Source organism: Exiguobacterium sp. TNDT2, assembly GCF_003331145.1.
In the GTDB taxonomy this organism is placed as follows: Bacteria; Bacillota; Bacilli; order Exiguobacteriales; family Exiguobacteriaceae; genus Exiguobacterium.
The window spans coordinates 160,905-183,348 of sequence record NZ_QLVE01000004.1; the positions used below are offsets into that span (position 1 = coordinate 160,905).

General features: G+C 52.4%; 25 protein-coding genes. All 25 read left to right on the plus strand.

Features of this window, described 5'->3' with window-relative positions; all coding sequences use genetic code 11:
• Positions 1–38 precede the first annotated feature (38 nt).
• Positions 39–1,199, plus strand: a complete 1,161-nt coding sequence (gene sucC, locus DPV68_RS04060; RefSeq protein WP_114165532.1) for an ADP-forming succinate--CoA ligase subunit beta — start codon at positions 39–41, stop codon at positions 1,197–1,199.
• Between the two features lie 12 nt (positions 1,200–1,211).
• A complete protein-coding gene (gene sucD, locus DPV68_RS04065) occupies positions 1,212–2,129 on the plus strand; it encodes a succinate--CoA ligase subunit alpha (RefSeq protein ID WP_034777173.1) in 918 nt (305 codons plus the stop codon).
• 54 nt (positions 2,130–2,183) lie between these two features.
• Positions 2,184–2,975: a DNA-processing protein DprA gene (gene dprA / locus DPV68_RS04070; protein WP_114165533.1), complete on the plus strand. Its 792-nt coding sequence runs from the start codon at positions 2,184–2,186 to the stop codon at positions 2,973–2,975.
• Positions 2,976–3,040: 65 nt separating this feature from the next.
• Positions 3,041–5,137, plus strand: coding sequence for a type I DNA topoisomerase (gene topA / locus DPV68_RS04075; protein ID WP_114165534.1), 2,097 nt, complete (start codon positions 3,041–3,043; stop codon positions 5,135–5,137).
• A complete protein-coding gene (gene trmFO, locus DPV68_RS04080; RefSeq protein ID WP_114165535.1) occupies positions 5,089–6,447 on the plus strand; it encodes an FADH(2)-oxidizing methylenetetrahydrofolate--tRNA-(uracil(54)-C(5))-methyltransferase TrmFO in 1,359 nt (452 codons plus the stop codon). The genes topA and trmFO overlap by 49 nt, the downstream gene beginning before the upstream one ends.
• Before the next feature lie 185 nt (positions 6,448–6,632).
• Positions 6,633–7,514 (plus strand): tyrosine-type recombinase/integrase, encoded by an 882-nt coding sequence (locus DPV68_RS04085; protein WP_114165536.1) that lies wholly within the window; start codon positions 6,633–6,635, stop codon positions 7,512–7,514.
• A gap of 11 nt (positions 7,515–7,525) precedes the next feature.
• Positions 7,526–8,074, plus strand: a complete 549-nt coding sequence (hslV, locus tag DPV68_RS04090) for an ATP-dependent protease subunit HslV (protein ID WP_114165537.1) — start codon at positions 7,526–7,528, stop codon at positions 8,072–8,074.
• Positions 8,071–9,441 (plus strand): ATP-dependent protease ATPase subunit HslU, encoded by a 1,371-nt coding sequence (gene hslU / locus DPV68_RS04095; RefSeq protein ID WP_114165538.1) that lies wholly within the window; start codon positions 8,071–8,073, stop codon positions 9,439–9,441. The genes hslV and hslU overlap by 4 nt, the downstream gene beginning before the upstream one ends.
• A gap of 37 nt (positions 9,442–9,478) precedes the next feature.
• Entirely contained in the window at positions 9,479–10,258 is a 780-nt protein-coding gene (gene codY, locus DPV68_RS04100) for a GTP-sensing pleiotropic transcriptional regulator CodY (RefSeq protein ID WP_114165539.1), read from the plus strand.
• Between the two features lie 272 nt (positions 10,259–10,530).
• Positions 10,531–10,899: a flagellar basal body rod protein FlgB gene (flgB, locus tag DPV68_RS04105; RefSeq protein ID WP_114165624.1), complete on the plus strand. Its 369-nt coding sequence runs from the start codon at positions 10,531–10,533 to the stop codon at positions 10,897–10,899.
• Positions 10,900–10,901: 2 nt separating this feature from the next.
• Positions 10,902–11,330, plus strand: a complete 429-nt coding sequence (gene flgC, locus DPV68_RS04110) for a flagellar basal body rod protein FlgC (RefSeq protein WP_114165540.1) — start codon at positions 10,902–10,904, stop codon at positions 11,328–11,330.
• Positions 11,331–11,343: 13 nt separating this feature from the next.
• Positions 11,344–11,628, plus strand: coding sequence for a flagellar hook-basal body complex protein FliE (gene fliE / locus DPV68_RS04115; protein ID WP_114165541.1), 285 nt, complete (start codon positions 11,344–11,346; stop codon positions 11,626–11,628).
• 21 nt (positions 11,629–11,649) lie between these two features.
• Positions 11,650–13,218 carry a flagellar basal-body MS-ring/collar protein FliF gene (gene fliF, locus DPV68_RS04120; RefSeq protein WP_114165542.1) on the plus strand — a complete coding sequence of 523 codons (1,569 nt, stop codon included), beginning with the start codon at positions 11,650–11,652 and terminating at the stop codon, positions 13,216–13,218.
• 5 nt (positions 13,219–13,223) lie between these two features.
• Positions 13,224–14,231 carry a flagellar motor switch protein FliG gene (gene fliG / locus DPV68_RS04125; RefSeq protein WP_114165543.1) on the plus strand — a complete coding sequence of 336 codons (1,008 nt, stop codon included), beginning with the start codon at positions 13,224–13,226 and terminating at the stop codon, positions 14,229–14,231.
• Positions 14,215–14,937 carry a FliH/SctL family protein gene (locus tag DPV68_RS04130; protein WP_114165544.1) on the plus strand — a complete coding sequence of 241 codons (723 nt, stop codon included), beginning with the start codon at positions 14,215–14,217 and terminating at the stop codon, positions 14,935–14,937. The genes fliG and DPV68_RS04130 overlap by 17 nt, the downstream gene beginning before the upstream one ends.
• Complete coding sequence (gene fliI, locus DPV68_RS04135) at positions 14,924–16,243, plus strand: flagellar protein export ATPase FliI (RefSeq protein ID WP_114165545.1); 1,320 nt, start codon at positions 14,924–14,926, stop codon at positions 16,241–16,243. The genes DPV68_RS04130 and fliI overlap by 14 nt, the downstream gene beginning before the upstream one ends.
• Positions 16,240–16,674 (plus strand): flagellar FliJ family protein, encoded by a 435-nt coding sequence (locus tag DPV68_RS04140; RefSeq protein WP_114165546.1) that lies wholly within the window; start codon positions 16,240–16,242, stop codon positions 16,672–16,674. The genes fliI and DPV68_RS04140 overlap by 4 nt, the downstream gene beginning before the upstream one ends.
• A 4-nt stretch (positions 16,675–16,678) precedes the next feature.
• Positions 16,679–17,239: a MotE family protein gene (locus DPV68_RS04145; RefSeq protein WP_114165547.1), complete on the plus strand. Its 561-nt coding sequence runs from the start codon at positions 16,679–16,681 to the stop codon at positions 17,237–17,239.
• A gap of 20 nt (positions 17,240–17,259) precedes the next feature.
• Complete coding sequence (locus DPV68_RS04150; protein ID WP_232819489.1) at positions 17,260–18,357, plus strand: flagellar hook-length control protein FliK; 1,098 nt, start codon at positions 17,260–17,262, stop codon at positions 18,355–18,357.
• Positions 18,329–18,760, plus strand: coding sequence for a flagellar hook capping FlgD N-terminal domain-containing protein (locus tag DPV68_RS04155; protein WP_114165549.1), 432 nt, complete (start codon positions 18,329–18,331; stop codon positions 18,758–18,760). Before DPV68_RS04150 ends, DPV68_RS04155 begins: the two co-directional genes overlap by 29 nt.
• Positions 18,761–18,771: 11 nt before the next feature.
• Positions 18,772–19,671 (plus strand): flagellar basal body rod protein FlgG, encoded by a 900-nt coding sequence (flgG, locus tag DPV68_RS04160; RefSeq protein ID WP_114165550.1) that lies wholly within the window; start codon positions 18,772–18,774, stop codon positions 19,669–19,671.
• Positions 19,671–19,889: a flagellar FlbD family protein gene (locus DPV68_RS04165; protein WP_114165551.1), complete on the plus strand. Its 219-nt coding sequence runs from the start codon at positions 19,671–19,673 to the stop codon at positions 19,887–19,889. Before flgG ends, DPV68_RS04165 begins: the two co-directional genes overlap by 1 nt.
• Complete coding sequence (locus DPV68_RS04170) at positions 19,882–20,331, plus strand: flagellar basal body-associated FliL family protein (protein ID WP_114165552.1); 450 nt, start codon at positions 19,882–19,884, stop codon at positions 20,329–20,331. Before DPV68_RS04165 ends, DPV68_RS04170 begins: the two co-directional genes overlap by 8 nt.
• 9 nt (positions 20,332–20,340) lie before the next feature.
• Positions 20,341–21,330, plus strand: coding sequence for a flagellar motor switch protein FliM (fliM, locus tag DPV68_RS04175; protein WP_114165553.1), 990 nt, complete (start codon positions 20,341–20,343; stop codon positions 21,328–21,330).
• Positions 21,327–22,433 (plus strand): flagellar motor switch phosphatase FliY, encoded by a 1,107-nt coding sequence (fliY, locus tag DPV68_RS04180; RefSeq protein ID WP_114165554.1) that lies wholly within the window; start codon positions 21,327–21,329, stop codon positions 22,431–22,433. The genes fliM and fliY overlap by 4 nt, the downstream gene beginning before the upstream one ends.
• Positions 22,434–22,444 lie beyond the last annotated feature (11 nt).

Below are 22,444 nucleotides of genomic sequence, written 5' to 3' on the forward strand. Positions count from 1 at the left end.
GACATGCCGATATTAAAGGGGACTAAGGGGGAAATGAAATGAATATCCATGAGTATCAGGCGAAAGAATTGCTTCGGGCGTTCGGAGTGGCCGTACCTACGGGCTATCCGGCGTTCACGGTTGAAGAAGCAGTCTCAGCCGCCGCCAAGCTAGACGGTGAACTAAAAGTTGTCAAAGCCCAGATTCACGCAGGGGGCCGCGGGAAAGCTGGCGGTGTCAAACTTGCGAAGACGGATGAAGAAGTCAAACAGTACGCGTCAGAGATTCTCGGCAAGACGCTCGTCACGCATCAGACTGGACCTGAAGGAAAAGTCGTGCAACGTCTTTATATCGAAGAAGGTTCTGCAATTGATCAGGAATTTTACTTAGGACTTGTGCTTGACCGTTCGATCGGCCGAATTGTCATCATGGGTTCATCAGAGGGCGGTATGGACATCGAGGAAGTCGCTGAACATACACCTGAAAAGATTCATAAAGAAGTCGTCGACCCGGTCGTCGGACTCCGTCCGTTCCAAGCGCGCCGTCTTGCCTTCAAGATGGAAGTGCCGACCAAGCTCGTCAACAAGTTCAGTGACATGGTCATGAAACTATACAAAGTGTATGTCGAGACGGATTGTACGATTGCAGAGATCAACCCGCTCGTTACGACGAAAGACGGAAACGTCATCGCCCTCGATGCGAAGCTTAACTTCGACAGCAACGCGCTCTATCGTCATACCGACATCGTCGATCTTCGTGACACGACGGAAGAAGACCCGCGTGAAGTCGAGGCGTCGAAACACGACCTCAGCTATATCGCGCTCGATGGAAATATCGGTTGCCTCGTCAACGGAGCCGGTCTCGCTATGGCGACGATGGATATTATCAAGCATTACGGCGCCGAACCCGCTAACTTCCTCGATGTAGGCGGCGGTGCGACGAAAGAAAAAGTAACGGAAGCGTTCAAATTGATTTTGTCAGACGACCAAGTCAAAGGCATTTTCGTCAACATCTTCGGTGGCATCATGAAGTGTGACATCATCGCTGAAGGTATCGTCGCGGCGACGAAAGAAATCGGTCTCGATTTACCACTCGTCGTCCGTTTAGAAGGCACGAACGTGGATGCGGGACGACGCATTCTCGATGAATCTGGACTTGCGATCACTTCGGCGAGCTCGATGGCTGACGGTGCAGAAAAAATCGCGGCACTCGTTCGATAAGGGGGAAACGACATGAGTATTTGGGCGAATCAAGATACAAAAGTGATCATTCAAGGGATCACGGGGAAACAAGGTCTGTTCCACGGCGAACAGATGCTGGCATATAACACGAAATTGGTCGGAGGGGTGACACCTGGTAAAGGTGGCACGACCGTTCTTGACGGCGTACCGGTCTTCAACACCGTATCAGAGGCCGTCGAAGCGACGGGCGCGAACGCGTCAATCATCTACGTACCACCTGCGTTCGCGGCTGATTCAATCATGGAGGCGGCCGATAGCGGGATTGAACTGATCATCTGTATCACAGAAGGTATCCCGGTCATCGACATGATTCAAGTGAAGCGTTACCTCGAGGATAAACCGGCTCGTCTCATCGGCCCGAACTGTCCGGGTATCATCACGCCAGGGGAAGCGAAACTTGGCATCATGCCGGGCTATATCCATACGAAAGGCCACGTCGGAATCGTCTCGCGCTCAGGGACGCTCACGTACGAGGCGGTCCATCAGTTGACGACGGCTGGCATCGGTCAATCGACAGCGGTCGGGATCGGTGGCGACCCGGTTAACGGGACGAACTTCATCGACACGCTCCAAGCGTTCAATGAAGACGAGGACACGAAAGCGGTCATCATGATCGGTGAAATCGGCGGAACGGCTGAAGAAGAGGCCGCTGAATGGGTGAAAGCGAACATGACGAAACCTGTCATCGGTTTCATCGGTGGTCAAACGGCTCCTGAAGGGAAACGAATGGGTCATGCCGGTGCCATCATCTCGGGCGGAAAAGGAACGGCCGCCGAGAAAATCAAGACGTTGAACGCAAACGGGATTGAAGTCGCCGAGACGCCTGCCGTCATCGGAGAGACGCTCATCCGGGTGTTGAAGCAAGAAGGGTTATATGAAGCTTGCGTGACGGGGCAACCGACCACGTAAACCATTCGAAATGAGGGATGCGTGCCATCCCTCATTTTTTTAGAGGTGATTGTGATGAATCAAACAATCGCTCGATTCGCGGCTGAACGGCTGCCGGTCGAGTTCGTCCATCATTACTTGTCTCATCCGGGTTTTAGCACCCGCCAGTTCCATCCGAACGTCTGGAACAAAGCAAAACGGGCACTTCGTTCAACGGTCACGTATGACCGTTTTTTGACGTGGGAAGACGATGCGTTCCCGCGCGCGTTGCTTGACATCCCAAATCCGCCGTATTGTTTGTTTTATCGAGGCGATTTAGAGGTACTACAACAACAAACGACCGCTTTGGTCGGAAGCCGTGAATTGAACCGGATCAGCCATCGACTCGTCGAACACTTCCGCCCTTTAATAGAAGAAACTGTATCGGTATCGGGTGGGGCGCTCGGTATCGACGGGCTCGTCCATGAGTTGTCGCTACGGCACGACCGTCCGACGATCGCCATCCTCGGGTCCGGTTTTTCGCATATGTATCCTCATGTCCATCAGCCGCTGTTCGAACAGATTTCGAGACACGGTTTACTTCTCACTGAATACCCGCCGGAAACACCAGTCAAAAAATTTCAATTTTTAGAACGAAATCGTCTCGTCAGCGGACTCGGCGACCAGCTCGTCGTCATACAGGCACGTCAGAAGAGCGGGACGATGAATACGGTCGCACATGCGCTCGAGCAAGGAAAGACGGTGTTCGCGGTGCCAGGAAGTCCGCTCGATCCGCTCGCGGCAGGACCGAACCGATTGATTGAGGACGGGGCGATTCCATTGACGACTTCCGAACAAATTCTTATGGCTTCAAGGATTGGACGTTGACAAACCGACGCCAACATGAATATCATGGTAGGGATTTAAATGACCTCTAAAAGGGGAGCAGATGTATGGCAAAATATTTGGTGATCGTCGAATCACCGGCGAAAGCAAAAACCATTAAACGTTATTTAGGATCGAATTACACTGTCAAAGCGTCAATGGGTCACGTCATCGATTTACCGAAGAGTCAACTCGGTGTCGACGTGGAACATGACTTTGAACCGAAGTACATTACGATTCGTGGAAAAGGTCCAGTTTTGAAAGAATTGAAGACGGCAGCCAAAAAAGCGACGAAAATCTTTCTCGCGGCTGACCCGGATCGCGAAGGGGAAGCGATCGCCTGGCATTTAGCGCGTGCCCTCGGCGTCGACGAAACGACAGAATGTCGCGTCGTCTTTAACGAGATCACGAAAGATGCGATCAAGGAGTCATTCAAGCACCCACGTAAAATCAATCACGATCTCGTCGACGCCCAGCAGGCACGACGGATTTTGGATCGTCTCGTCGGATACGGGATGAGCCCATTATTATGGAAGAAAGTTAAAAAAGGTTTATCGGCCGGACGCGTCCAATCGGTAGCCGTCAAAATGATTATCGACCGGGAGCGAGAAATCAACGCCTTCGACCCTGAAGAGTATTGGACGATCAAACTCACGCTTAACCATGAGGGCGAATTGTTCGAGACATCTTTTTATGGGAAAGACGGCAAGAAATTGGAGCTCAAGAGCGAGGCAGACGCCGACGCGGTGCTCAACGCGATCGACGACTCGTTCAAAGTCATCGACGTCACGAAGAAAGAGCGGAAACGGAACGCCTCGCTCCCGTTTACGACGAGTTCGCTCCAACAAGATGCGGCCCGTAAGCTCAACTTCCGTGCCAAGAAGACGATGATGCTCGCCCAACAGCTTTACGAAGGGATCGACCTCGGGAAGAAAGAAGGTACCGTCGGTTTGATCACGTATATGCGCACCGATTCGACACGGATCTCCGATTTGGCAAAAGAAGAAGCGAAATCGTATATCGAGTCCACGTTCGGTGAAGAGTATGTCGCATTACAGAAACAGAAAGAAAAGAAGGCGGCAAACGCCCAGGACGCCCACGAAGCGATTCGACCCACGTCGGCATTGCGTGATCCGGCCTCGGTGAAAGCGTACTTGTCACGCGACCAGCTCCGACTGTACAAGTTGATTTGGGAGCGTCTCGTCGCGAGTCAAATGGCGCCGGCCATCCTCGACACAGTGAAAATCGACGTCGAGTCGAACGGTATGATTTTCCGTGCCAACGGATCGACCGTCAAATTCCCAGGTTTCATGAAAGTGTATATCGAATCGAAAGATGATGATATCGAGGATACGAATCCAGAAAAAGAAGGGTTGCTGCCACCGCTCGAAGTCGACGACCTCGTCAAATTCGACACGATTGAGCCGAAACAGCACTTCACCCAACCGCCGCCGCGTTATAGCGAGGCACGACTCGTCCGGGCGATGGAAGAGCTCGGGATCGGTCGTCCGTCGACGTATGCGCCGACGCTCGACACGATTCAAAAACGTGGCTACGTCGTCCTCGAAGAGAAGAAGTTCGTCCCGACGGAGCTCGGTGAACTTGTCATCGAGATGATTGACGAGTACTTCAATGATTTCATCACCGTACAGTTCACGGCCGACATGGAGACGCTCCTCGACTCGATCGAGAACGAGGAAGTCCAATGGACCGACGTCGTTGCCCCGATTTATCGCAGTTTCGAGAAACGCTTGAAACGGGCCGAGGCCGAGATCGAGAAAATCGAAGTGAAAGATGAACCGGCCGGCATCGACTGTGAAGTATGCGGTGCGCCGATGGTCATCAAGATGGGCCGCTACGGGAAATTCATGGCGTGCTCGAACTTCCCGAACTGTACGAACACGAAACCAGTACAAGTCGAGATCGGTGTCCCATGTCCGAGCTGCGAAGACGGACAAGTCGTCGAGCGACGCAGTAAAAAGGGCCGACTGTTCTATGGTTGCTCGAACTATCCAGACTGTGAGTTCGTCTCATGGGACAAGCCGGTCGCGAAACCGTGTCCGGAATGTGATCACATGATGGTCGAGAAAAAAATCAAAGACGGTGTGAAATATCAATGTACGAACTGTACCCATGCCGAGGTACATCAGTTAGAGGAGGATTAACTTTGCAGCAACGTGTAACTGTGATCGGAGCGGGCCTCGCCGGCTCCGAGGCGGCTTGGCAACTCGCGAAGCGCGGGATTCAAGTCGATTTGTATGAAATGAGACCGGTGCGAAAGACGCCGGCGCACCATACGGACCAATTCGCGGAATTGGTCTGCTCGAACTCGCTCCGGGCGAACGGACTCCAAAATGCGGTCGGTGTCTTGAAGGAAGAGATGCGTACGCTCGACTCGCTCATCTTGAAAGCGGCGGATACGGCGAGCGTACCGGCCGGCGGCGCTCTCGCCGTCGACCGTCATGACTTCGCCGGATTCGTGACGGACACGTTGAAGAACCATCCGAACGTGACCGTGTACAACGAAGAAATCACGGCGATTCCGGACGGGATTGTCATCATGGCGACCGGTCCGCTCACGTCACCGGACCTCTCGGCTTCGCTCAAAACGTTCACGGGTGAAGATTACCTTTACTTCTACGACGCCGCGGCGCCGATTTTGGACGGTGAGACGATCGACCGGGACAAGGTGTACTTGAAGTCACGTTACGATAAGGGTGAGGCGGCGTACCTCAACTGTCCGATGACGGAAGAAGAATTCGACTTGTTCTACGACGAGCTCGTCAAAGCAGAAGTCGTCCCGCTCAAAGAGTTCGAGAAAGAGATTTACTTCGAAGGTTGCATGCCGTTTGAAGTACTCGCCCAACGCGGTAAGAAGACGCTCTTGTTCGGACCGATGAAACCGGTCGGCCTCGAAGATCCGAAGACGGGCAAACGCCCGCATGCGGTCGTGCAGTTGCGGCAAGATAACTCGGCCGGGACGCTCTTCAACTTGGTCGGTTTCCAGACGCACCTTAAATGGGGCGAACAGAAACGTATTCTTCAACTCATTCCAGGTCTTGAGAACGCCGAGATCGTACGCTACGGTGTCATGCACCGGAACACGTTCATCAATTCACCAAGCCTGTTGAAACCGACGTATCAGGCGCGGACACGCGACACGTTGTTCTTCGCCGGACAGATGACCGGTGTCGAAGGATACGTCGAATCGGCGGCATCCGGACTCCTCGCCGGAATCAACGCGGCGAAGTTGATTGCCGGGGAAGAGCTCGTCGTTCTCCCGCGTGAGACGATGCTCGGTTCGATGGCCCACTACATCACGACGACGGACGGGAAGCACTTCCAACCGATGAATGCGAACTTTGGTCTCGTGCCGTCGCTTGAAGACGCCCCGAAGAAAATGAAGAAACAAGAACGTTACGAGCGTTATGCCAACCGTGCCCTCGAAACGATTCAACAATATAAAGAGATTTAAGGGAAGGAGCCATTTTTTGGCTCCTTTTTTATGAACTTAAATTTCAATTGTGTAACTTGTACAACACTTTGAAAATTTTCTGATTATTGAAGAGGTATCTATTGTCACCTCTGACTGTGTATGCTATGCTAATTTCGATTTGACGGGAACATGCGTTTTTAAGCTGAAAACGAGGGGGCGAGAGGATGGGCTTCGTTGACGACCAACTATCATTTTTACGCTATTGCCAAGTCGAACGCCGATTGTCTCCTCATACGAAACGCTCTTACGAGCAGACGCTCGACCAGTACGCCGTTTATTGCCACTCGACACATCAAGATCCATATGATGTGCAGTCGGCGCGGCGTTATTTATATGCCCTTTATGAGGCAGACACCGCCACGACGACGGTCGCTCAAAAAGTGTCGTGCCTTAAACAGTTCGGGAAATTTGTGGCACGCGAGACGGGCGGCGAACCGTTGTTCCACGGACTGACGTCGCCGAAACGGCGCAAGACGCTGCCGACATTCGCCGTACCGAGTGATGTCGAACAACTCTTAAAGGCAGCAGAAGGGCAAGACGACCCGCTCCTGCGGGCACGTGACGTCGCGATCGTCGAGATGTTGTACGGGACAGGCATGCGTGTCGCCGAGTTGTGCGGCATGGATGTGTCGTCTTATGATGCGGGCCTCGCCTTCGTTCATGTCGTCGGGAAAGGGAAGAAAGAACGTTACATCCCAATCGGACGGTTTGCCATCGAGGCGCTAGACCGTTACTTGGACGTCCGGCAAACGTGCGCAACGTCTTCGGAAACGGCATTATTTCTTAATCAAAAAGGGAATCGGGTGACAACGGACCAAATTCGCTACGTCATGAAGCGTCTCCGGAAGCTTGGGGGCCTTCATAAGCCGTTGACACCACACTCGCTCCGTCATAGCTTTGCGACGGACCTGCTCGAGCGTGGGGCGGACCTTCGTGCCGTCCAGGAACTGCTCGGACATGAGTCACTCTCGACGACGGGTCGTTACACCCACGTCTCGACCGAACGTCTGCGAGCGGTTTATCAAGCAACGCATCCGAGAAAGTAGGAGGTCATCAGATGTTTCATGCAACCACGATTTTTGCGGTCCGTCATAACGGACACGGCGCGATGAGCGGAGACGGACAAGTCACGTTCGGGAATGCCGTCATCATGAAAAACAAAGCCAAAAAAGTACGACGTCTTTACGGCGGCAAAGTTGTCGCCGGATTCGCCGGCAGTGTCGCCGATGCATTCACGTTATTCGAAAAGTTTGAAGCAAAACTTGAGATGTACAACGGAAATTTGCCGCGTGCGGCCGTCGAGCTGGCCAAGGAATGGCGCGGGGATAAAATGCTCCGCCAACTCGAGGCGTTGTTGATCGTCATGGATCGTGACCATTTATTGCTCGTCTCTGGGAACGGAGAAGTGATCGAACCAGACGACGGTATCTTGGCCATCGGTTCGGGCGGGAATTACGCGCTCGCCGCTGGACGTGCCCTCGTCCGTCACTCGTCGGAAAAAACGGCTGAAGAGATTGCCCGGGCCGCGCTCGAGATTGCCGGGGAGTTGTGCGTTTATACGAACGACCAAGTTATCGTAGAAACGATTGGAGGCAATTCTGAATGAAACGTGAACTGACACCACGCCAAATCGTAGCGGAGTTAGACCGCTTCGTCATCGGACAGAAAGATGCAAAACGCGCGGTCGCTATCGCGCTCCGCAACCGTTATCGTCGTCAAAAATTGAGTGCCGACTTGCGCGATGAAGTGACACCGAAAAATATTTTGATGATCGGACCGACCGGTGTCGGGAAAACGGAAATCGCACGACGGTTGGCCAAACTTGTCGGCGCGCCGTTCGTCAAAGTCGAAGCGACGAAGTTCACGGAAGTCGGCTATGTCGGCCGTGACGTCGAATCCATGGTTCGGGACCTCGTCGAGGCGTCAGTCCGGCTCGTGAAGGAAGAGAAGAAAGAAGGCGTGAAAGGACAAGCAGAGGTCGCCGCGACCGAGCGGATTCTCGACGCCCTACAAGGCAAAGCTAAGGCCGAGCCGTCCGCCTCGAATCCGTTCGAGGCGCTGTTCGGTGGCCAAGGTCAAAAGACCGAGGAACCGACGAGCACACAGTCGTCCGATCGCGTGCAACTGCGCCGCTTGCTCGAACTGGGTGAGCTCGAGGAACGGTTAATTGAAGTCAACCTTGAAGAAAAACAGACCGTCGACTTGTTCCAAGGACAAGGCATGGAAGGGTTATCGAATCTTCAAGACATGCTCGGTCAAATCGTGCCGAAGAAACGGAAGAAACGCAAACTGCCGGTCCATGAAGCGCGGCCGCTCATCGTCGCCGAGGAAGCAGAGAACTTGCTCGACATGAACGAGGTTCATGACGAGGCCGTCCGCCGCAGTGAACAGATGGGCATCATCTTCGTCGATGAAATCGATAAAATCGCGACAAAATCACAAGATCATGCCGGCGTCTCACGGGAAGGGGTCCAACGGGACATTCTTCCGATTGTCGAAGGGTCGACCGTCGTGACGAAGTATGGTCCGGTCAAGACGGACCATGTGCTCTTTATCGCCGCCGGCGCGTTCCACGTGGCAAAGCCGTCCGACTTGATTCCTGAACTGCAGGGCCGTTTCCCGATTCGTGTCGAATTGAGCAGCTTGACCGAAGAAGACTTCGTCAAGATTTTGACCGAGCCGTCGCAGGCGCTTATCAAGCAGTACACCGCTCTTCTCGAGTCTGAGGAGATCAGTGTCGAGTTCACGCATGCTGCCATCGAGGAAATCGCTCGAATCGCCACGCATGTCAACCGGGAGACAGACGACATCGGGGCGCGCCGTTTATACACCATCATGGAGCGCGTGCTCGAGGACTTGTCGTTCGAGGCGGCCGATATGCCGCAAACGCACGTTCAAATCACACCGGCTTATGTCAAAGAGAAGGTCGGATCGATTGCGGAAGATCGAGACTTGAGCCAATTTATACTATGAGATTCTGTATGCACATACAGGGAGGAAAATACGAATTATGAACTTACTAGACAAAACACGCCAATTGAACACGATGCTTCAACAAGAGGCAAGCGCACACGTTGATTTTAAAGAGATGGCGGATAAAATGCGCGAAGTACTCGAAGCAAATACGTTCATCGTGAGCCGTCGCGGCCGTTTGCTCGGTTTTGCGATCAAACAACAAATCGAGAATGAACGGATGAAGGCGTTTTTAGTCGATCGCCAATTCCCTGAGCCTTATGCCTCGAATTTGTTCAACGTGAAAGAGACGACAGAAAATATCGGCATCGACAGTGAATATACGGCCTTCCCGGTGGAGAACCGTGAGTTGTTCCTCGACTCGATGACGACGATCGTCCCGATCATCGGAGGTGGCGAACGTCTTGGCACGCTCGTCCTCGGGCGTCTCAATAACGAGTTCACGGAAGATGACCTCGTCTTGGCGGAATATAGTGCGACGGTCGTAGGAATGGAGATCCTTCGTGAAAAAGCGGCCGAAGCCGAAGCGTCGGCCCGTAAAAAAGCGGTCGTACAAATGGCAATCAACTCGCTTTCCTACTCTGAGCTTGAAGCAATCGACCACATTTTCGAAGAGCTTGGTGGAAATGAAGGTTTACTAGTTGCTTCCAAAATTGCCGATAGAGTGGGAATTACACGTTCAGTCATCGTCAATGCGCTTCGTAAATTGGAAAGCGCTGGCGTCATCGAATCTCGTTCGCTTGGTATGAAAGGAACGTATATTAAGATACTGAATGACAACTTCTTATTTGAGCTTCATAAGTTGAAATCAAATTGAAATAAAACAATCACGCGCTTTTTTTCAAAAGAAATCTATGATTTAGGTCTTTCGGCTTACAAAGTTGTTCTCTTTAATACGGGAACGGCTTTTTTTAGTGCAAAAGTAATTATTTTCAGAATTTGTCGTAAATTCGACAAAAAGAGACGATAGCATTTACCTGTTTTGACAAAAATATCTTTCAACACTGTTACAGATTTGTTTCAATGTAATAGTAGATTTTCCAAATAAGGTATATACATGCATTCTTTTGGTGAAAGTGAGTGAAACGTGTGAATTGGATCGGCACCGACTATCAATTAATGAAGCAAGCGATCAATCATTCGGTCGTAAATCAGAAGGTCATCAGCCATAACCTATCAAATATCGATACCCCGAACTTCCGGGCGAAACAAGCCGTGTTTGAACAGACGTTGAACAACGAGATGCGTCTTAAGTTGGCGGGTGGGCGTCCGAGTGAACGTACGTCAACGACCGTCATGGACCGGGCCGGAGGCGCGATGCGAAGTGACGGGAACAACGTCGACCTCGACTATGAAATGAGTGAATTGGCTCGGAACCAACTTCAATATGAAGCGATGATGGAACAACTGAACCGCCGACTCGGCGGACTCAAGACGGTCATTAGAGGAGGACGTTAACGATGGGGATGTTCGATAGTTTTCATATTTCGGCGACCGCACTGACATCGCAGCGCCTCCGAATGGACACGGTATCCGCGAACATCGCGAACGCCCAGACGACACGAGGCAAACTCGTCGACGGAGAGTGGCAGCCATATACGAGAAAAATGACAGTCTTACAGGAAGCACCATTTCGACAACAGTTGTCTGCCGTCAATGGCGGCGTCCACGTGTCGCAAATTGTGGAAGACGAGAGCCCGTATAAACTCGTCTACGACCCGAACCATCCGGATTCGGACGACCGCGGTTATGTGCAAATGCCGAACGTCGACTTGTTGAAAGAAATGGTCGACTTGATGGGGGCGACCCGGTCGTACGAAGCAAACATCGCGGCCATGAACGCCACGAAGGCGATGCTCGTCAAGGCGATGGAAATTGGTAAAGGATAAGGAGTGACAAACGATGCAGATTAATCCGATCCAGTTGATGGGTACACAACCGACCGTCACGCCGACGGTGAAAGAAACACCGTCGCAGTTTGGAACGTATTTGAACGAAGCGATGCGATCGTTGAACGATGTCCAACAAGCGACGAGCTCAGCCCGGGCCGACCTTGCTATCGGCAAGGCTGATTTACATCAAGTCATGATTCAAAGCGAAGAGTCATCGATTGCGATGCAACTCGCCATTGAAGTCAGAAACAAAGCGGTCGAGGCCTATCAAGAAATGATGCGAATGCAAGTTTAAAGTAGAGGATGACGAGTTGCGATGAATGAAAAGTTAAAAGAACGATTCGGTTCACTGACCGGTTCCCTTCAAGCAATGAAGACGAACCGTAAAATCTTTTGGGGCCTCGTCATCGCCGGCGTACTTCTCGTCGCGGTGGTCTTGACCGTCTGGCTGTCGCGTCCGAGCATGGCTCCGCTTTATACGAACCTGTCGGCCCAAGAAGCGGGTGAGGTGACGGAAAAGCTGACAGCTGACGGTGTGAAAGCAGAGATTAAAGCGACATCGAACGGCGTGAGTGTGTACGTACCGAGCGAACAAGTCGATCAATTGAAAGTCAGCCTCGCGGCAGCGGGCATCCCAAAGTCGGGCGCGATTGATTACAGCTTCTTCAGTGAGAACGCCGGATTCGGAACGACCGACCGAGAGATGGCCGTCATCGAACGAAGTGCGATGCAAACTGAACTCGAGCGGTTGATCACGCAAATTGAAGGAATCAACCAAGCAAAGGTCATCATCTCGCTTCCTGAGAAGTCGGTCTTCTTGGCGGAAGACCAAGGCGAGCCGACCGCATCGATTGTCTTAAATTTAGGGGCCGGCACGAATCTAGAACCCGCCACAGTGAAAGGGCTCTACCATTTGATTAGTAAGAGCGTACCAAACTTGAAACCAGAAAACATCTCGGTCATGGATCAATATTTTACATACTACGATTTGGACCAAACGTCGACAGCAGGCGGGTCATCCACCGATCCCCTCGTCTTGAAGCGACAGGTCGAAAAAGACGTTCGGCAACAGATTCAACAGATGCTTTCGGTCCTCTTAGGAGAGCGCAGTGTCCTCGTCTCGGTCACGGCCGATATCGATACGACACAAACGGCGGAAGAGCAAAACCTCGTGACCCCTGTCAACGAGGACAGTATGGAAGGGATTGTCACTTCTGCGGAACGAATCGCTGAAGCATACACAGGCGGTACGGGCGCGGCGACCGCGGCGGGCACGGCCGAGAATGACACGGTCAATTTCCCGGCCGCCAATGGTACCGGCGAAGAAGAGAGCGAAAAGAATCATGAAATCATCAATTATGAAGTCAACCGCATCACAAAACAGATTCAAAACGCACCTTACTCAATCCGCGACCTCGGTGTTCAATTGATTGTCGAACCTCCAAATGGGGCGACGGCAATCGACCCGCAACTCGAAGGGGATCTCGAGACGATGATGTACTCGATTATCCGCACGTCGCTCGCGAAGACCGGTGAGGCGCTCACTGAGGCCGAACTTGAACAGAAAGTCGTCGTCGTCTCGCGTCCATTTGCTGAGACGGAGGAAGCGGCAACGGTCGAACAACCGACCCAGTGGTGGATGTATGCGGCGGCAGCAGGTGCTGTTGTCCTGCTCGCGCTCTTGTTCTTCGCGATGCGAAAACGCAAACGTGAACCAGTTGCCGAGTCGAACGAATGGGAAGTCCCATATGAAGATGAGGTTCCGGACCTCGATCTCGAAGAACGAGGCGAAGGAGCCGTCAAGAAGAAACAGTTGGAGAAATTGGCAGAGAGCAACCCGGAAGAGTTTGCCAAACTTCTCCGTACATGGATGTCTGAGGAGTGAGTACCGTGAATTACGCAAAACAACCGAACCGAGAAAAAGCGGCCATGCTCATGATCTCGCTTGGACCTGAAGTGGCAGCGAACGTGTACAAGCATCTATCCGAGGAAGAAATGGAACAGTTGACATTACAAATCTCAGCCTTAAAGAAAGTATCATCCGAACAAAAAGAAACGATTATGAGCGAGTTCCATGAGCTCGCCATGGCGCAAAGTTATATCACGCAAGGCGGGATTGGGTTTGCGAAAACAGTGCTTGAGAAAGCGGTCGGGGAAGAGAAAGCGATGGCCCTCATCCACAGGCTCACGTCGACGCTCCAAGTCCGACCGTTCGAGTTTGCCCGTAAGGCCGACCCGAAACAGTTGCTCAACTTCATTCAAAACGAGCATCCACAGACCATTGCCTTGATTTTGGCGCATCTCGAACCGGTCAAATCGGGACAAATTCTATCAGAACTACCGCCCGAGATTCAATCGGAAGTCGCCAAGCGGATCGCGACGATGGACCGGCTCAACCCGGACGTCATTCATGAAATCGAACAGATTCTTGAGAAAAACTTGTCCCAGACCGATATGCAAGACTATGCCCAGTCCGGCGGTATCGAAGCGGTCGTCGAAGTGCTCAACGGTGTCGACCGTACGACCGAGCGCACGATTCTTGACGCACTTGAAATCGAGGACCCGGAACTGGCCGAGGAGATCAAAAAGCGGATGTTCGTTTTCGAGGACATCGTCACGCTCGATTCGCGGGCGATTCAACGGATTATCCGCGAAGTCGCGAACGACGATTTATTGCTCGCCCTCAAAGTCTCGTCCGAAGAAGTCAAACAGATCATCTTCAAAAACATGTCACAACGAATGGTCGATACGTTCAAAGAAGACATGGAATTCATGGGGCCTGTCCGGTTGCGTGACGTCGAAGAAGCGCAAAGCCGCATCGTCGGCATCATCCGTCGCTTAGAAGACGTCGGAGAAATCGTGATTAGCCGCGGTGGAGGAGATGACATCGTTGTCTAACGTAATCAAACGTCACTATGCAACACCACTGGAGCCGCAACGAATCGATTCGAAGCCGTTCCTCGAACCGGTATCGGTGGAACAGTACGACCAGGAAAGTGAACAATTAGAACAGAAGCGGGAACGACTTCGACTAGACGAAGCCGCGCTTGAAGCACGCCGCACAGCGATGGAGCAAGAACTCGCCGACTTACGTGAAGAAGTGCTCGTGTCAGCTAGGCAAGAAGGCTTTGACGCAGGTTTCGAGCAAGGAAGACGAGAAGGCAAGGCGGAGTATGACGAGTTGACGACGCGGCTGAACACCGTTACGTTCGAACTTGAACAATTGTTCGATCTGAAGTGGCGAAATGCGGAGCAACAGCTCGTCGCCCTTGCCGTCGAGGTCAGTGCTCGTGTGACGACCGAACTCGTCCGAAACGATGAGGCGCTGTTCGCCGATCGGATTCGAGAACAGTTGCTTCGTCAGCTTGACGCCGAAGCATTGACGGTGTATGTCCATCCGACTCGCCTCGCTTCGATTCAACGTTTCGAGTCGGAGTGGGCGACACCAGACGGTCCCCCATTGAAGTACCGAGCGGATGCCGGTTTGAGTGAGACAAGCGTAAGAATCGAGACCCCGCATCACGGGGATGAGCTCGATTTAAGCTATAGCTTTGACCGCGTGCGCTCTAAAATCGAGGAGGTCTTGGCCGATGGCGCTTATTGATCGCGTGCTCGAGTCGATTGTGTCCTCGCCCGATGACGAGTACGTCCGCAAAGTCGGACGCGTCTGTCGGGTCGTCGGCTTGATGATCGAGTCGAATGGGCCGAGTGCTTTTATCGGAGAACGATGTTTGATCGAGCTCCCATCCGGTCAACATGTCGAGGCGGAAGTCGTCGGCTTCAACGAGGCGCGCGTGCTCCTCATGCCTTACGGGGAGACGACCCAGATTGCCCCGGGTTGTATGGTCAAAGGCACGGGACGGATGCTTCAAGTCCCGGTCGGTGACGAGCTGGTCGGGCAAGTGCTCGACGGTCTCGGCCGTCCCTTGTCCGGGGAAGCAGCCTCACTTGGAAAACGCTACGACGTCCTTCGGAAACCGCCTAATCCGCTCGAACGGCCACGGATTTTAGATGTCTTGTCGACGGGTGTCCGCGTCATTGACGGTCTGTTGACGGTCGGTAAAGGACAGCGGGTGGGGTTGTTCGCGGGCTCGGGTGTCGGGAAATCGACACTGCTCGGGATGATCGCCAAACGCTCGTCGGCCGACATTAACGTCATCGCCTTGATTGGCGAACGTGGCCGTGAAGTGAAAGAGTTCATCGAGAAAGAGCTCGGACCAGAAGGGATGGACCGTTCGGTCGTCATCGTGGCGACGAGCGATCAGCCCCCCCTCGTCCGGTTGAAAGGGGCCTACACAGCAACGGCCATCGCCGAATACTTCCGGGACCAAGGCAAGGAAGTGGTCCTCATGATGGATTCGGTGACCCGCTTCGCCATGGCGCAACGGGAAATCGGCCTTGCGACCGGGGAACCTCCGACGTCAAAAGGATATACCCCATCCGTGTTCGCGATGTTGCCGCAGCTGCTAGAACGAAGCGGGACGGCCGTGACAGGCTCGATTACCGCTTTCTATACCGTCCTCGTTGACGGTGACGATATGAATGAACCGATCGCGGACGCGGTGCGCGGCATATTGGACGGTCACTTCGTCATGGACCGTTCGCTCGCGAACCGCGGCCAGTTCCCGGCCATCCACGTCTTAAAGTCGATTAGTCGTGTCATGAACCAAATTGCGACGCCGGTGCACCGTGAGGCCGCCCAAACGTTCAGAGGTTGGCTCGCGACATACTTAGATGCCGAGGACTTAATCAATATTGGGGCCTACAAAAAAGGGACGAACCCGGCGATTGATACCGCCATCGAGCAGTATCCGAACTTATTGACCTTTTTAAAGCAATCCATCGAAGAAGAGGCCCCGCTCGAGCAATCGCTCCAACGCCTGGCCCACATCGTGCGAGGTGAACCATGAATAGACTATTGTTAGAGCGTATTATGCCGATTGCAGAGCATGAGAAAGAAGAGTCCGCGACGGAGATGAGGCAGCAAAAAGCACGGTTCGAGACGGAGATGGAGGCGCTCTATCGCCTCGTGTTGACGTACGAGTCGCTTATGAAGAGTCAAGATCAACAAGATGGCGTCATCGATTTGCTCATGTCGCAATACCGTGAGCAGACACGTGAACGGCTGAAACGTCAAATCGAGACACAACAGCTCGTCGTCCAGCAGGCGCGCAACCGATACCATTTGTCACAGGAGCGTCTGCTTGGAAAAGTCGTCGAGGAAAAGAAATATGTAACGTTGCACGAAAAAGTCAGTCAAGATGAAGTGGCGGCGACGAAGCTCGTCGAACAACATTTCATCGATGAGCTGGCAGTGATTCATCACGGGAAAGGGAAGTAAACCGATGGAAAAAGACAACTCGAAGCGGGGAAGACAGCTATTGGTCGCGCTCGTTCTCGTCCCGGCCATCTTTCTACTCGTCGGGGGAATCGTCGTCATGAACTATGCGATGGATCGTCCGTTGTTATCGGTCCCGTTTCTAGAGATCGGTGCGAAACAAGAGCCGGAAGAGAATGTGGAGACGAACGTGAATGTGACCGGGATTGACGCCGATACCGAAAATCGTTTAAAGGTGGCGAACGCCGAGATTGAGAAGCTTCGGGCAGACAATCTCGAGTTGACGACCGAAGTGAAGGCTCGCCAAGAGGAAGTATCGAAGTTGATCAAGGAGCGAGACCGGCTGATTGCAGAACTGGCGACGGCGAATACGGCGACAGAAGAAACATCGGACGTCTCTCGCGTCTATGAAGAGATGTCAGCGAAACAAGCCGCTGCCATTATGAACGAACTTGAGAGCCCGCAAGTGGCCAACTTATTGAAAGAATTGTCACCGAAGCAACAAGCCGATATTTTAGGACGGATGGATGCCCAACAAGCAGCCGTCGTGACCCAGTTGCTACAGTGATAAGAAAGGATGACCTGATGATGAATATCGCCTTACTCGCTCAAGCGATCCCAGGGACGACGTCTAAGGGTGGAGAGACAACGTCCGCCCCGGCCGCCGGACAGTTTTTAGACTTGCTTTCATCACTGATTGGCGGTGCTACCGCACGGGCGTTGCCACAAGCAGAATTGGAAGCCGTGGCGACGACGCTGGCATCAGAATCGCCCACAGTTCCTGACAGCGCACTCCCACTTGAAAATTTATCGAATCAGCTTGAACAGTGGTTACAGCAACCGGATAGCTTAGAGTGGTTGAAATCATTGCCGCAAGACGCCTATCGGAAGTTCATGGACGCCTATATCGGCGTCCTCGCACAAGCAGGTACAGCCCAAGGATTGACGGCCGAAGAAGTCTCGACAGACGTCGCGACGACGCTCGCTGTCGCTCAAACGATAGTACCGGGCTCTGTGGTGGTGTTAGGCAAGCCGGAACGCGAAGCGACGGCCGGGAAACAATCCCAGATGACGGTCGACGATAACGTTCAAATCATCCAGCAAATCGTTTCGCAATACAAAGGGAATTTAGGCCAGACCTCAAAACCTATTCCCGTTCTCCAACAAAACGAAACGTCGACGAACCCTTTGCCACAACTTGTAAAAGACAACGTCGAATTTTTACCGAAAGGCATGACGTGGTCCCGGCCGCAAATCGATTCGGAAACGTCCATGTACGCGTCGAAGGGTTCGCTTCCTGAAAACCTTCAAGCCCGGATCGAAGCAGCGCTTCAACGCGCACCGTTCAAGAGCGGAGCTGATGGGTCGAAAGTGTTCACAGTCCGGCTTTATCCTGAACAGTTAGGTGAACTTGTGGTCAAGCTCGAACGTCAAAATGGAGAACTTGTCGTCAAACTGTTCGCAAGCAACCAGGAAGCGAAGCAGTTGCTTCAGTCCCAGGTCCAACAGTTACAACAGACGCTTCAACCGCTGACACAAAGTGTCCGGGTCGAGATTAACTTGACGCAACAGGCGCTTGAGGCGAAAGGTTCTGGTTTCAACGAGTTCGACCAATCGGAACCGGAGCAACAGGAACAACCGAAAGGAGAACCAGAAGATGACGACCATCCAGCCGAAGACGAGTGATTATACGTTGCCGGATCAATCGATGCCGAAAGCAACGAACCAATACGATCAAAGCATGTTCTTGAAACTGTTGCTCGCACAACTCGCCAACCAAGATCCAATGTCGCCGATGGAAGACCGGGAGTTCATTTCTCAGATGGCTCAGTTCTCTTCTCTCGAACAGATGCAGACGATTTCCAAACAACTTGATTCCGCGCTGATCGACCGGCAAATGGCGTCGATTTCGGAGTTCAGCAATATGATCGGTCAAACCGTTGATTACAAGTCGGAGACGGAAACCGAAACAATCGAAGGGTCGGGACGTGTCCTCTCAATTTCGAAGACCGAGTCCGGTTATATGGCCGACCTTGAAGACGGGACGTCCGTCAACGTGTATACCATCACTTCCATCAAACAATCATAGGAGGATTCATCATGTTAAGAGCAATGTACTCAGGAATCAGTGGATTAAAGAACTTCCAATCTAAGCTTGATGTCGTCGGGAACAACATCGCTAACGTCAACACGTTCGGCTATAAAAAAGGCCGTGTCACGTTCAAAGACCTCGTCAGCCAGCAAGTCGGTAGTGCGTCAGCAGGTAATGCGACAACCGGCGGGATCAACCCGAAAGAAGTCGGACTCGGTGGTACGATGGCGACGGTCGACAACGTCTATAACCAAGGCGCGATGCAAAACTCAGGTCGAGCGCTCGACGTCGGAATCTCGGGTGAAGGATTTTATGCGACGATGGTGAACGGCCAACTCCAATATACACGCGCCGGTAACTTTTACACTGATAACCAAGGGAATTTGGTGACAGGAGACGGAACATATCTAATTGGTTCGTATACAAATACCCCGCCTGCAGCTGCGGGTCTCACTACAACACCGACTGCTGCTGAAATGGGAATTGATTTACCTGCTCCATATTTACCAGGTACACCGCAAACTGCTAGTTATGGACGTATTAACATCCCGACTGACGCCCGTTCGATATCAATCGGAAAAGATGGCCAAGTCAGTTTTGTAGATAACGCTGGAGGATTGCGGATTGCTGGTTACATTGTCACGGCTAACTTTGCCAACAATGCGGGTCTCTCAAAAGTCGGTGCCAACAACTTCGTTCAATCTCAAAACTCAGGAGCACCACAGTTTGGAGTTCCGGGGTCGGGAGGTCGTGGCGAGCTCGTCTCCGGCGCACTCGAGATGTCGAACGTCGATTTATCGGAAGAATTCACGGAAATGATTGTCGCACAGCGTGGGTTCCAAGCGAACACCCGCATCATCACCACATCGGACGAGATTCTGCAAGAACTCGTCAACTTGAAACGCTGATGATTCGCGTCACGACGCTACGGGGTGAAGAACTCGTGCTGAACGCCTTGTTCATCGAGACAGTCAAGGCTGAGCCTGATACGATCATTCACTTATATAACGGAAAGACGTACATCGTCCGAGAGACGAAACAACAAATCATCGACCGGACGACAGCGTTTTACGCTTCAATCGGTTTGATTGGAACGACAGGCATACGAGGTGAAGAAGATGAGTGAAGAAAAACAAAAAGGTGGCGCCATGAAGATGGCGCTCATCTTGCTAGTCGTCCTGCTCGTCATGGGCGGGGCCGGATTCATGACTTATAAATACTTGTTCGGTGACAACGTGACAGCGAAGACAAAGCCGGTCACAGCCGAAGAATTGGCCGAGCGCAGCTTCACGACCGACGATATGACGACGAACATTCAAGATGAGCGTTTCATCAACGTCCAATTCACAATCGTGACCGATGCCGCTGAGACGAAAGAAGATCTCGAACTTCGAAAGTTCCAAGTGCATAACGTGATTCTCGGTGATTTGGCCGGCATGACGAAAGCTCAGTTGACGACGAAAGAGGACATGCAGAAGTTTGAGCAGTCGCTCCGTAAACAATTAAATGGACTGTTGGAGTCAGGTGAGGTCCAACGTGTCTATATGACGAAGAAAATCATACAGTGAGGTGGCATCATGGGAGAAGTCTTATCTCAACAAGAAATTGATGCCTTGCTATCGGCGTTAAGCAGCGGCGACGTCGAAGCCGATTCCTTTTTACATCAAGAAGAAGAACGAAAAGTTCGGCAATACGACTTTAAACGGGCAGTCCGCTTCTCGAAAGACCAAATTCGAAGTCTGACACGAATCCATGAACATTTCACGCGCATGTTGACAACATTCTTTTCTGCCCAGCTCCGGACATACGTGCAGTTCACGGTCAACTCGGTCGAGCAACTCCCGTACGATGAATTTATTCATTCCATCCCAAGTATGACGATGATCAACTTGATTGAGGCACCGCCGCTTAACGGCCGCTTCATCATCGAGGTCAACCCGAACATCTCATACGCAATGCTCGACCGTCTGCTCGGCGGTCCGGGGGTCGAGATTGAAAAAGTCGAGAGTTTCACAGAAATTGAAATGCGCATCTTGACCCAGTTATATAAACGGGCATTCGCGGGATACGGGGAGGCATGGGAATCGATTGCCGAGATCAAGTCAGAGATGACAGCGGTCGAAGTCAATCCCCAGTTCCTTCAACTCGTCTCACCAAACGAGACGGTCGTCCTCATCTCAATCGGTGTCACCATCGGCGAAGTGAGCGGTACGATTAATATTTGTTTACCGTTCGTGACGATCGAGCCGGTATTATCCAAGCTGTCGAGCCATTATTGGATGCAGGAGGCCAACCGCCGCAATGCGAGCGGCAACAGTAAAGAACCGCTTAAAGTTCAATTGATGAACTCGACGGTTGAAGTCGTTTCTTTGCTCGGAGAGACGACAATCACGTTCGGTGACTTGTTACATCTCGAGATTGGCGATTGTTTAACGCTCGATCAATTAGTGAAAGACCCGCTGTCCATCATGGTAGGGGAAAATAAAGTGTTCAAAGGGCAAGTCGGTGTGAGCGGGAAACGGATGGCGGTTCAAGTGCTCCACCGGGTGAAGGAGGAAGAGCAATGAGTGAGATGTTGTCACAAGATGAAATAGACGCATTACTGCGAGGGACGAGCGATTCGTCCAAATCTGAGGCGAAGCCCGAAGAGCATCTTGACTCGATGGAGAGCGACGCTTTAGGAGAGATCGGGAATATCTCGTTTGGAAATTCGGCGACAGCGCTATCGACGTTACTGCAACAAAAAGTTGAAATCACGACCCCGATTGTCAGCGAAGTCACAATCGATGCGCTCCGCGAGCGTTATCCAACGCCGCACGTGGCGCTTCGCGTCGGTTACACTGAAGGCCTGAAAGGTGAGAACGTCTTCGTGTTGACACGTGAGGATGCGGCCATCATCTCGGACTTGATGCTCGGTGGGAATGGGATGGATGTCGATCCGGAAGGGCTCGATGAAATCCGGCTTTCGGCTGTGCAAGAAGCGATGAACCAAATGATGGGGGCAGCGGCAACGTCATTGTCGACCGTGTTCTCGAAAAAAATTGATATTTCACCGCCGCTCGTTGAAGTGTTCGATGCGACGAAGAATCAAACGATTATCGATCGGCTCGAGCTTTGGGAAACGATGGTATTGATTGAGTTCAATTTGAAAGTTGGGACGTTAATCGACTCGAAAATCGTTCAAATCGCACCGATTCAATTCGGGAAACAGCTCGTCAACGAATTGATGGCAGCCACTTCTCCACAGCCGGTCGCACCTGTTGCGGCCGCGCCGAAGCTAGAGGCTCCGAAAGCACCTGCCGCTGCGATTCCGCAGCAGCCTGTTCGTCAAGAAATGAAGTCGGTACCGGAAGTCGCTGTCAGTCAAGCGGAGTTCATGCCATTGCATGCACCGGCGACGAGCGAATCGATTCCGGCGAACCTCGGTCTCTTGTACGACGTCCCGCTCAGCGTGACGGTCGAACTCGGGCGGACGAAACGTTCGGTCCGCGAAGTGCTCGAGTTGTCACAAGGATCGATTATCGAGCTCGATAAACTTGCCGGTGAGCCGGTCGATATTTACGTGAACCAACAGCGGATCGCCCGCGGCGAAGTCGTCGTCATCGAAGAGAATTTCGGCGTCCGAGTAACAGAAATTATCCAACCGCACGAGCGGATTGGCATCGTTTAAGGAGGAAGAAC

What these genes read in the sequence shown, in the direction of transcription:
- sucC (WP_114165532.1), top strand. Translation starts at nt 39, where the DNA reads ATGAATATCCATGAGTATCAGGCGAAAGAATTGCTTCGGGCGTTCGGA.
- topA (WP_114165534.1), top strand. Translation starts at nt 3,041, where the DNA reads ATGGCAAAATATTTGGTGATCGTCGAATCACCGGCGAAAGCAAAAACC.
- DPV68_RS04145 (WP_114165547.1), top strand. Translation starts at nt 16,679, where the DNA reads ATGGAAAAAGACAACTCGAAGCGGGGAAGACAGCTATTGGTCGCGCTC.
- DPV68_RS04150 (WP_232819489.1), top strand. Translation starts at nt 17,260, where the DNA reads ATGAATATCGCCTTACTCGCTCAAGCGATCCCAGGGACGACGTCTAAG.
- fliY (WP_114165554.1), top strand. Translation starts at nt 21,327, where the DNA reads ATGAGTGAGATGTTGTCACAAGATGAAATAGACGCATTACTGCGAGGG.
- DPV68_RS04085 (WP_114165536.1), top strand. Translation starts at nt 6,633, where the DNA reads ATGGGCTTCGTTGACGACCAACTATCATTTTTACGCTATTGCCAAGTC.
- DPV68_RS04140 (WP_114165546.1), top strand. Translation starts at nt 16,240, where the DNA reads ATGAATAGACTATTGTTAGAGCGTATTATGCCGATTGCAGAGCATGAG.
- sucD (WP_034777173.1), top strand. Translation starts at nt 1,212, where the DNA reads ATGAGTATTTGGGCGAATCAAGATACAAAAGTGATCATTCAAGGGATC.
- flgG (WP_114165550.1), top strand. Translation starts at nt 18,772, where the DNA reads ATGTTAAGAGCAATGTACTCAGGAATCAGTGGATTAAAGAACTTCCAA.
- dprA (WP_114165533.1), top strand. Translation starts at nt 2,184, where the DNA reads ATGAATCAAACAATCGCTCGATTCGCGGCTGAACGGCTGCCGGTCGAG.
- hslV (WP_114165537.1), top strand. Translation starts at nt 7,526, where the DNA reads ATGTTTCATGCAACCACGATTTTTGCGGTCCGTCATAACGGACACGGC.
- codY (WP_114165539.1), top strand. Translation starts at nt 9,479, where the DNA reads ATGAACTTACTAGACAAAACACGCCAATTGAACACGATGCTTCAACAA.
- fliF (WP_114165542.1), top strand. Translation starts at nt 11,650, where the DNA reads ATGAATGAAAAGTTAAAAGAACGATTCGGTTCACTGACCGGTTCCCTT.
- fliE (WP_114165541.1), top strand. Translation starts at nt 11,344, where the DNA reads ATGCAGATTAATCCGATCCAGTTGATGGGTACACAACCGACCGTCACG.
- DPV68_RS04130 (WP_114165544.1), top strand. Translation starts at nt 14,215, where the DNA reads ATGACATCGTTGTCTAACGTAATCAAACGTCACTATGCAACACCACTG.
- DPV68_RS04155 (WP_114165549.1), top strand. Translation starts at nt 18,329, where the DNA reads ATGACGACCATCCAGCCGAAGACGAGTGATTATACGTTGCCGGATCAA.
- trmFO (WP_114165535.1), top strand. Translation starts at nt 5,089, where the DNA reads ATGTACGAACTGTACCCATGCCGAGGTACATCAGTTAGAGGAGGATTA.
- fliI (WP_114165545.1), top strand. Translation starts at nt 14,924, where the DNA reads ATGGCGCTTATTGATCGCGTGCTCGAGTCGATTGTGTCCTCGCCCGAT.
- fliM (WP_114165553.1), top strand. Translation starts at nt 20,341, where the DNA reads ATGGGAGAAGTCTTATCTCAACAAGAAATTGATGCCTTGCTATCGGCG.
- DPV68_RS04165 (WP_114165551.1), top strand. Translation starts at nt 19,671, where the DNA reads ATGATTCGCGTCACGACGCTACGGGGTGAAGAACTCGTGCTGAACGCC.
- hslU (WP_114165538.1), top strand. Translation starts at nt 8,071, where the DNA reads ATGAAACGTGAACTGACACCACGCCAAATCGTAGCGGAGTTAGACCGC.
- DPV68_RS04170 (WP_114165552.1), top strand. Translation starts at nt 19,882, where the DNA reads ATGAGTGAAGAAAAACAAAAAGGTGGCGCCATGAAGATGGCGCTCATC.
- flgC (WP_114165540.1), top strand. Translation starts at nt 10,902, where the DNA reads ATGGGGATGTTCGATAGTTTTCATATTTCGGCGACCGCACTGACATCG.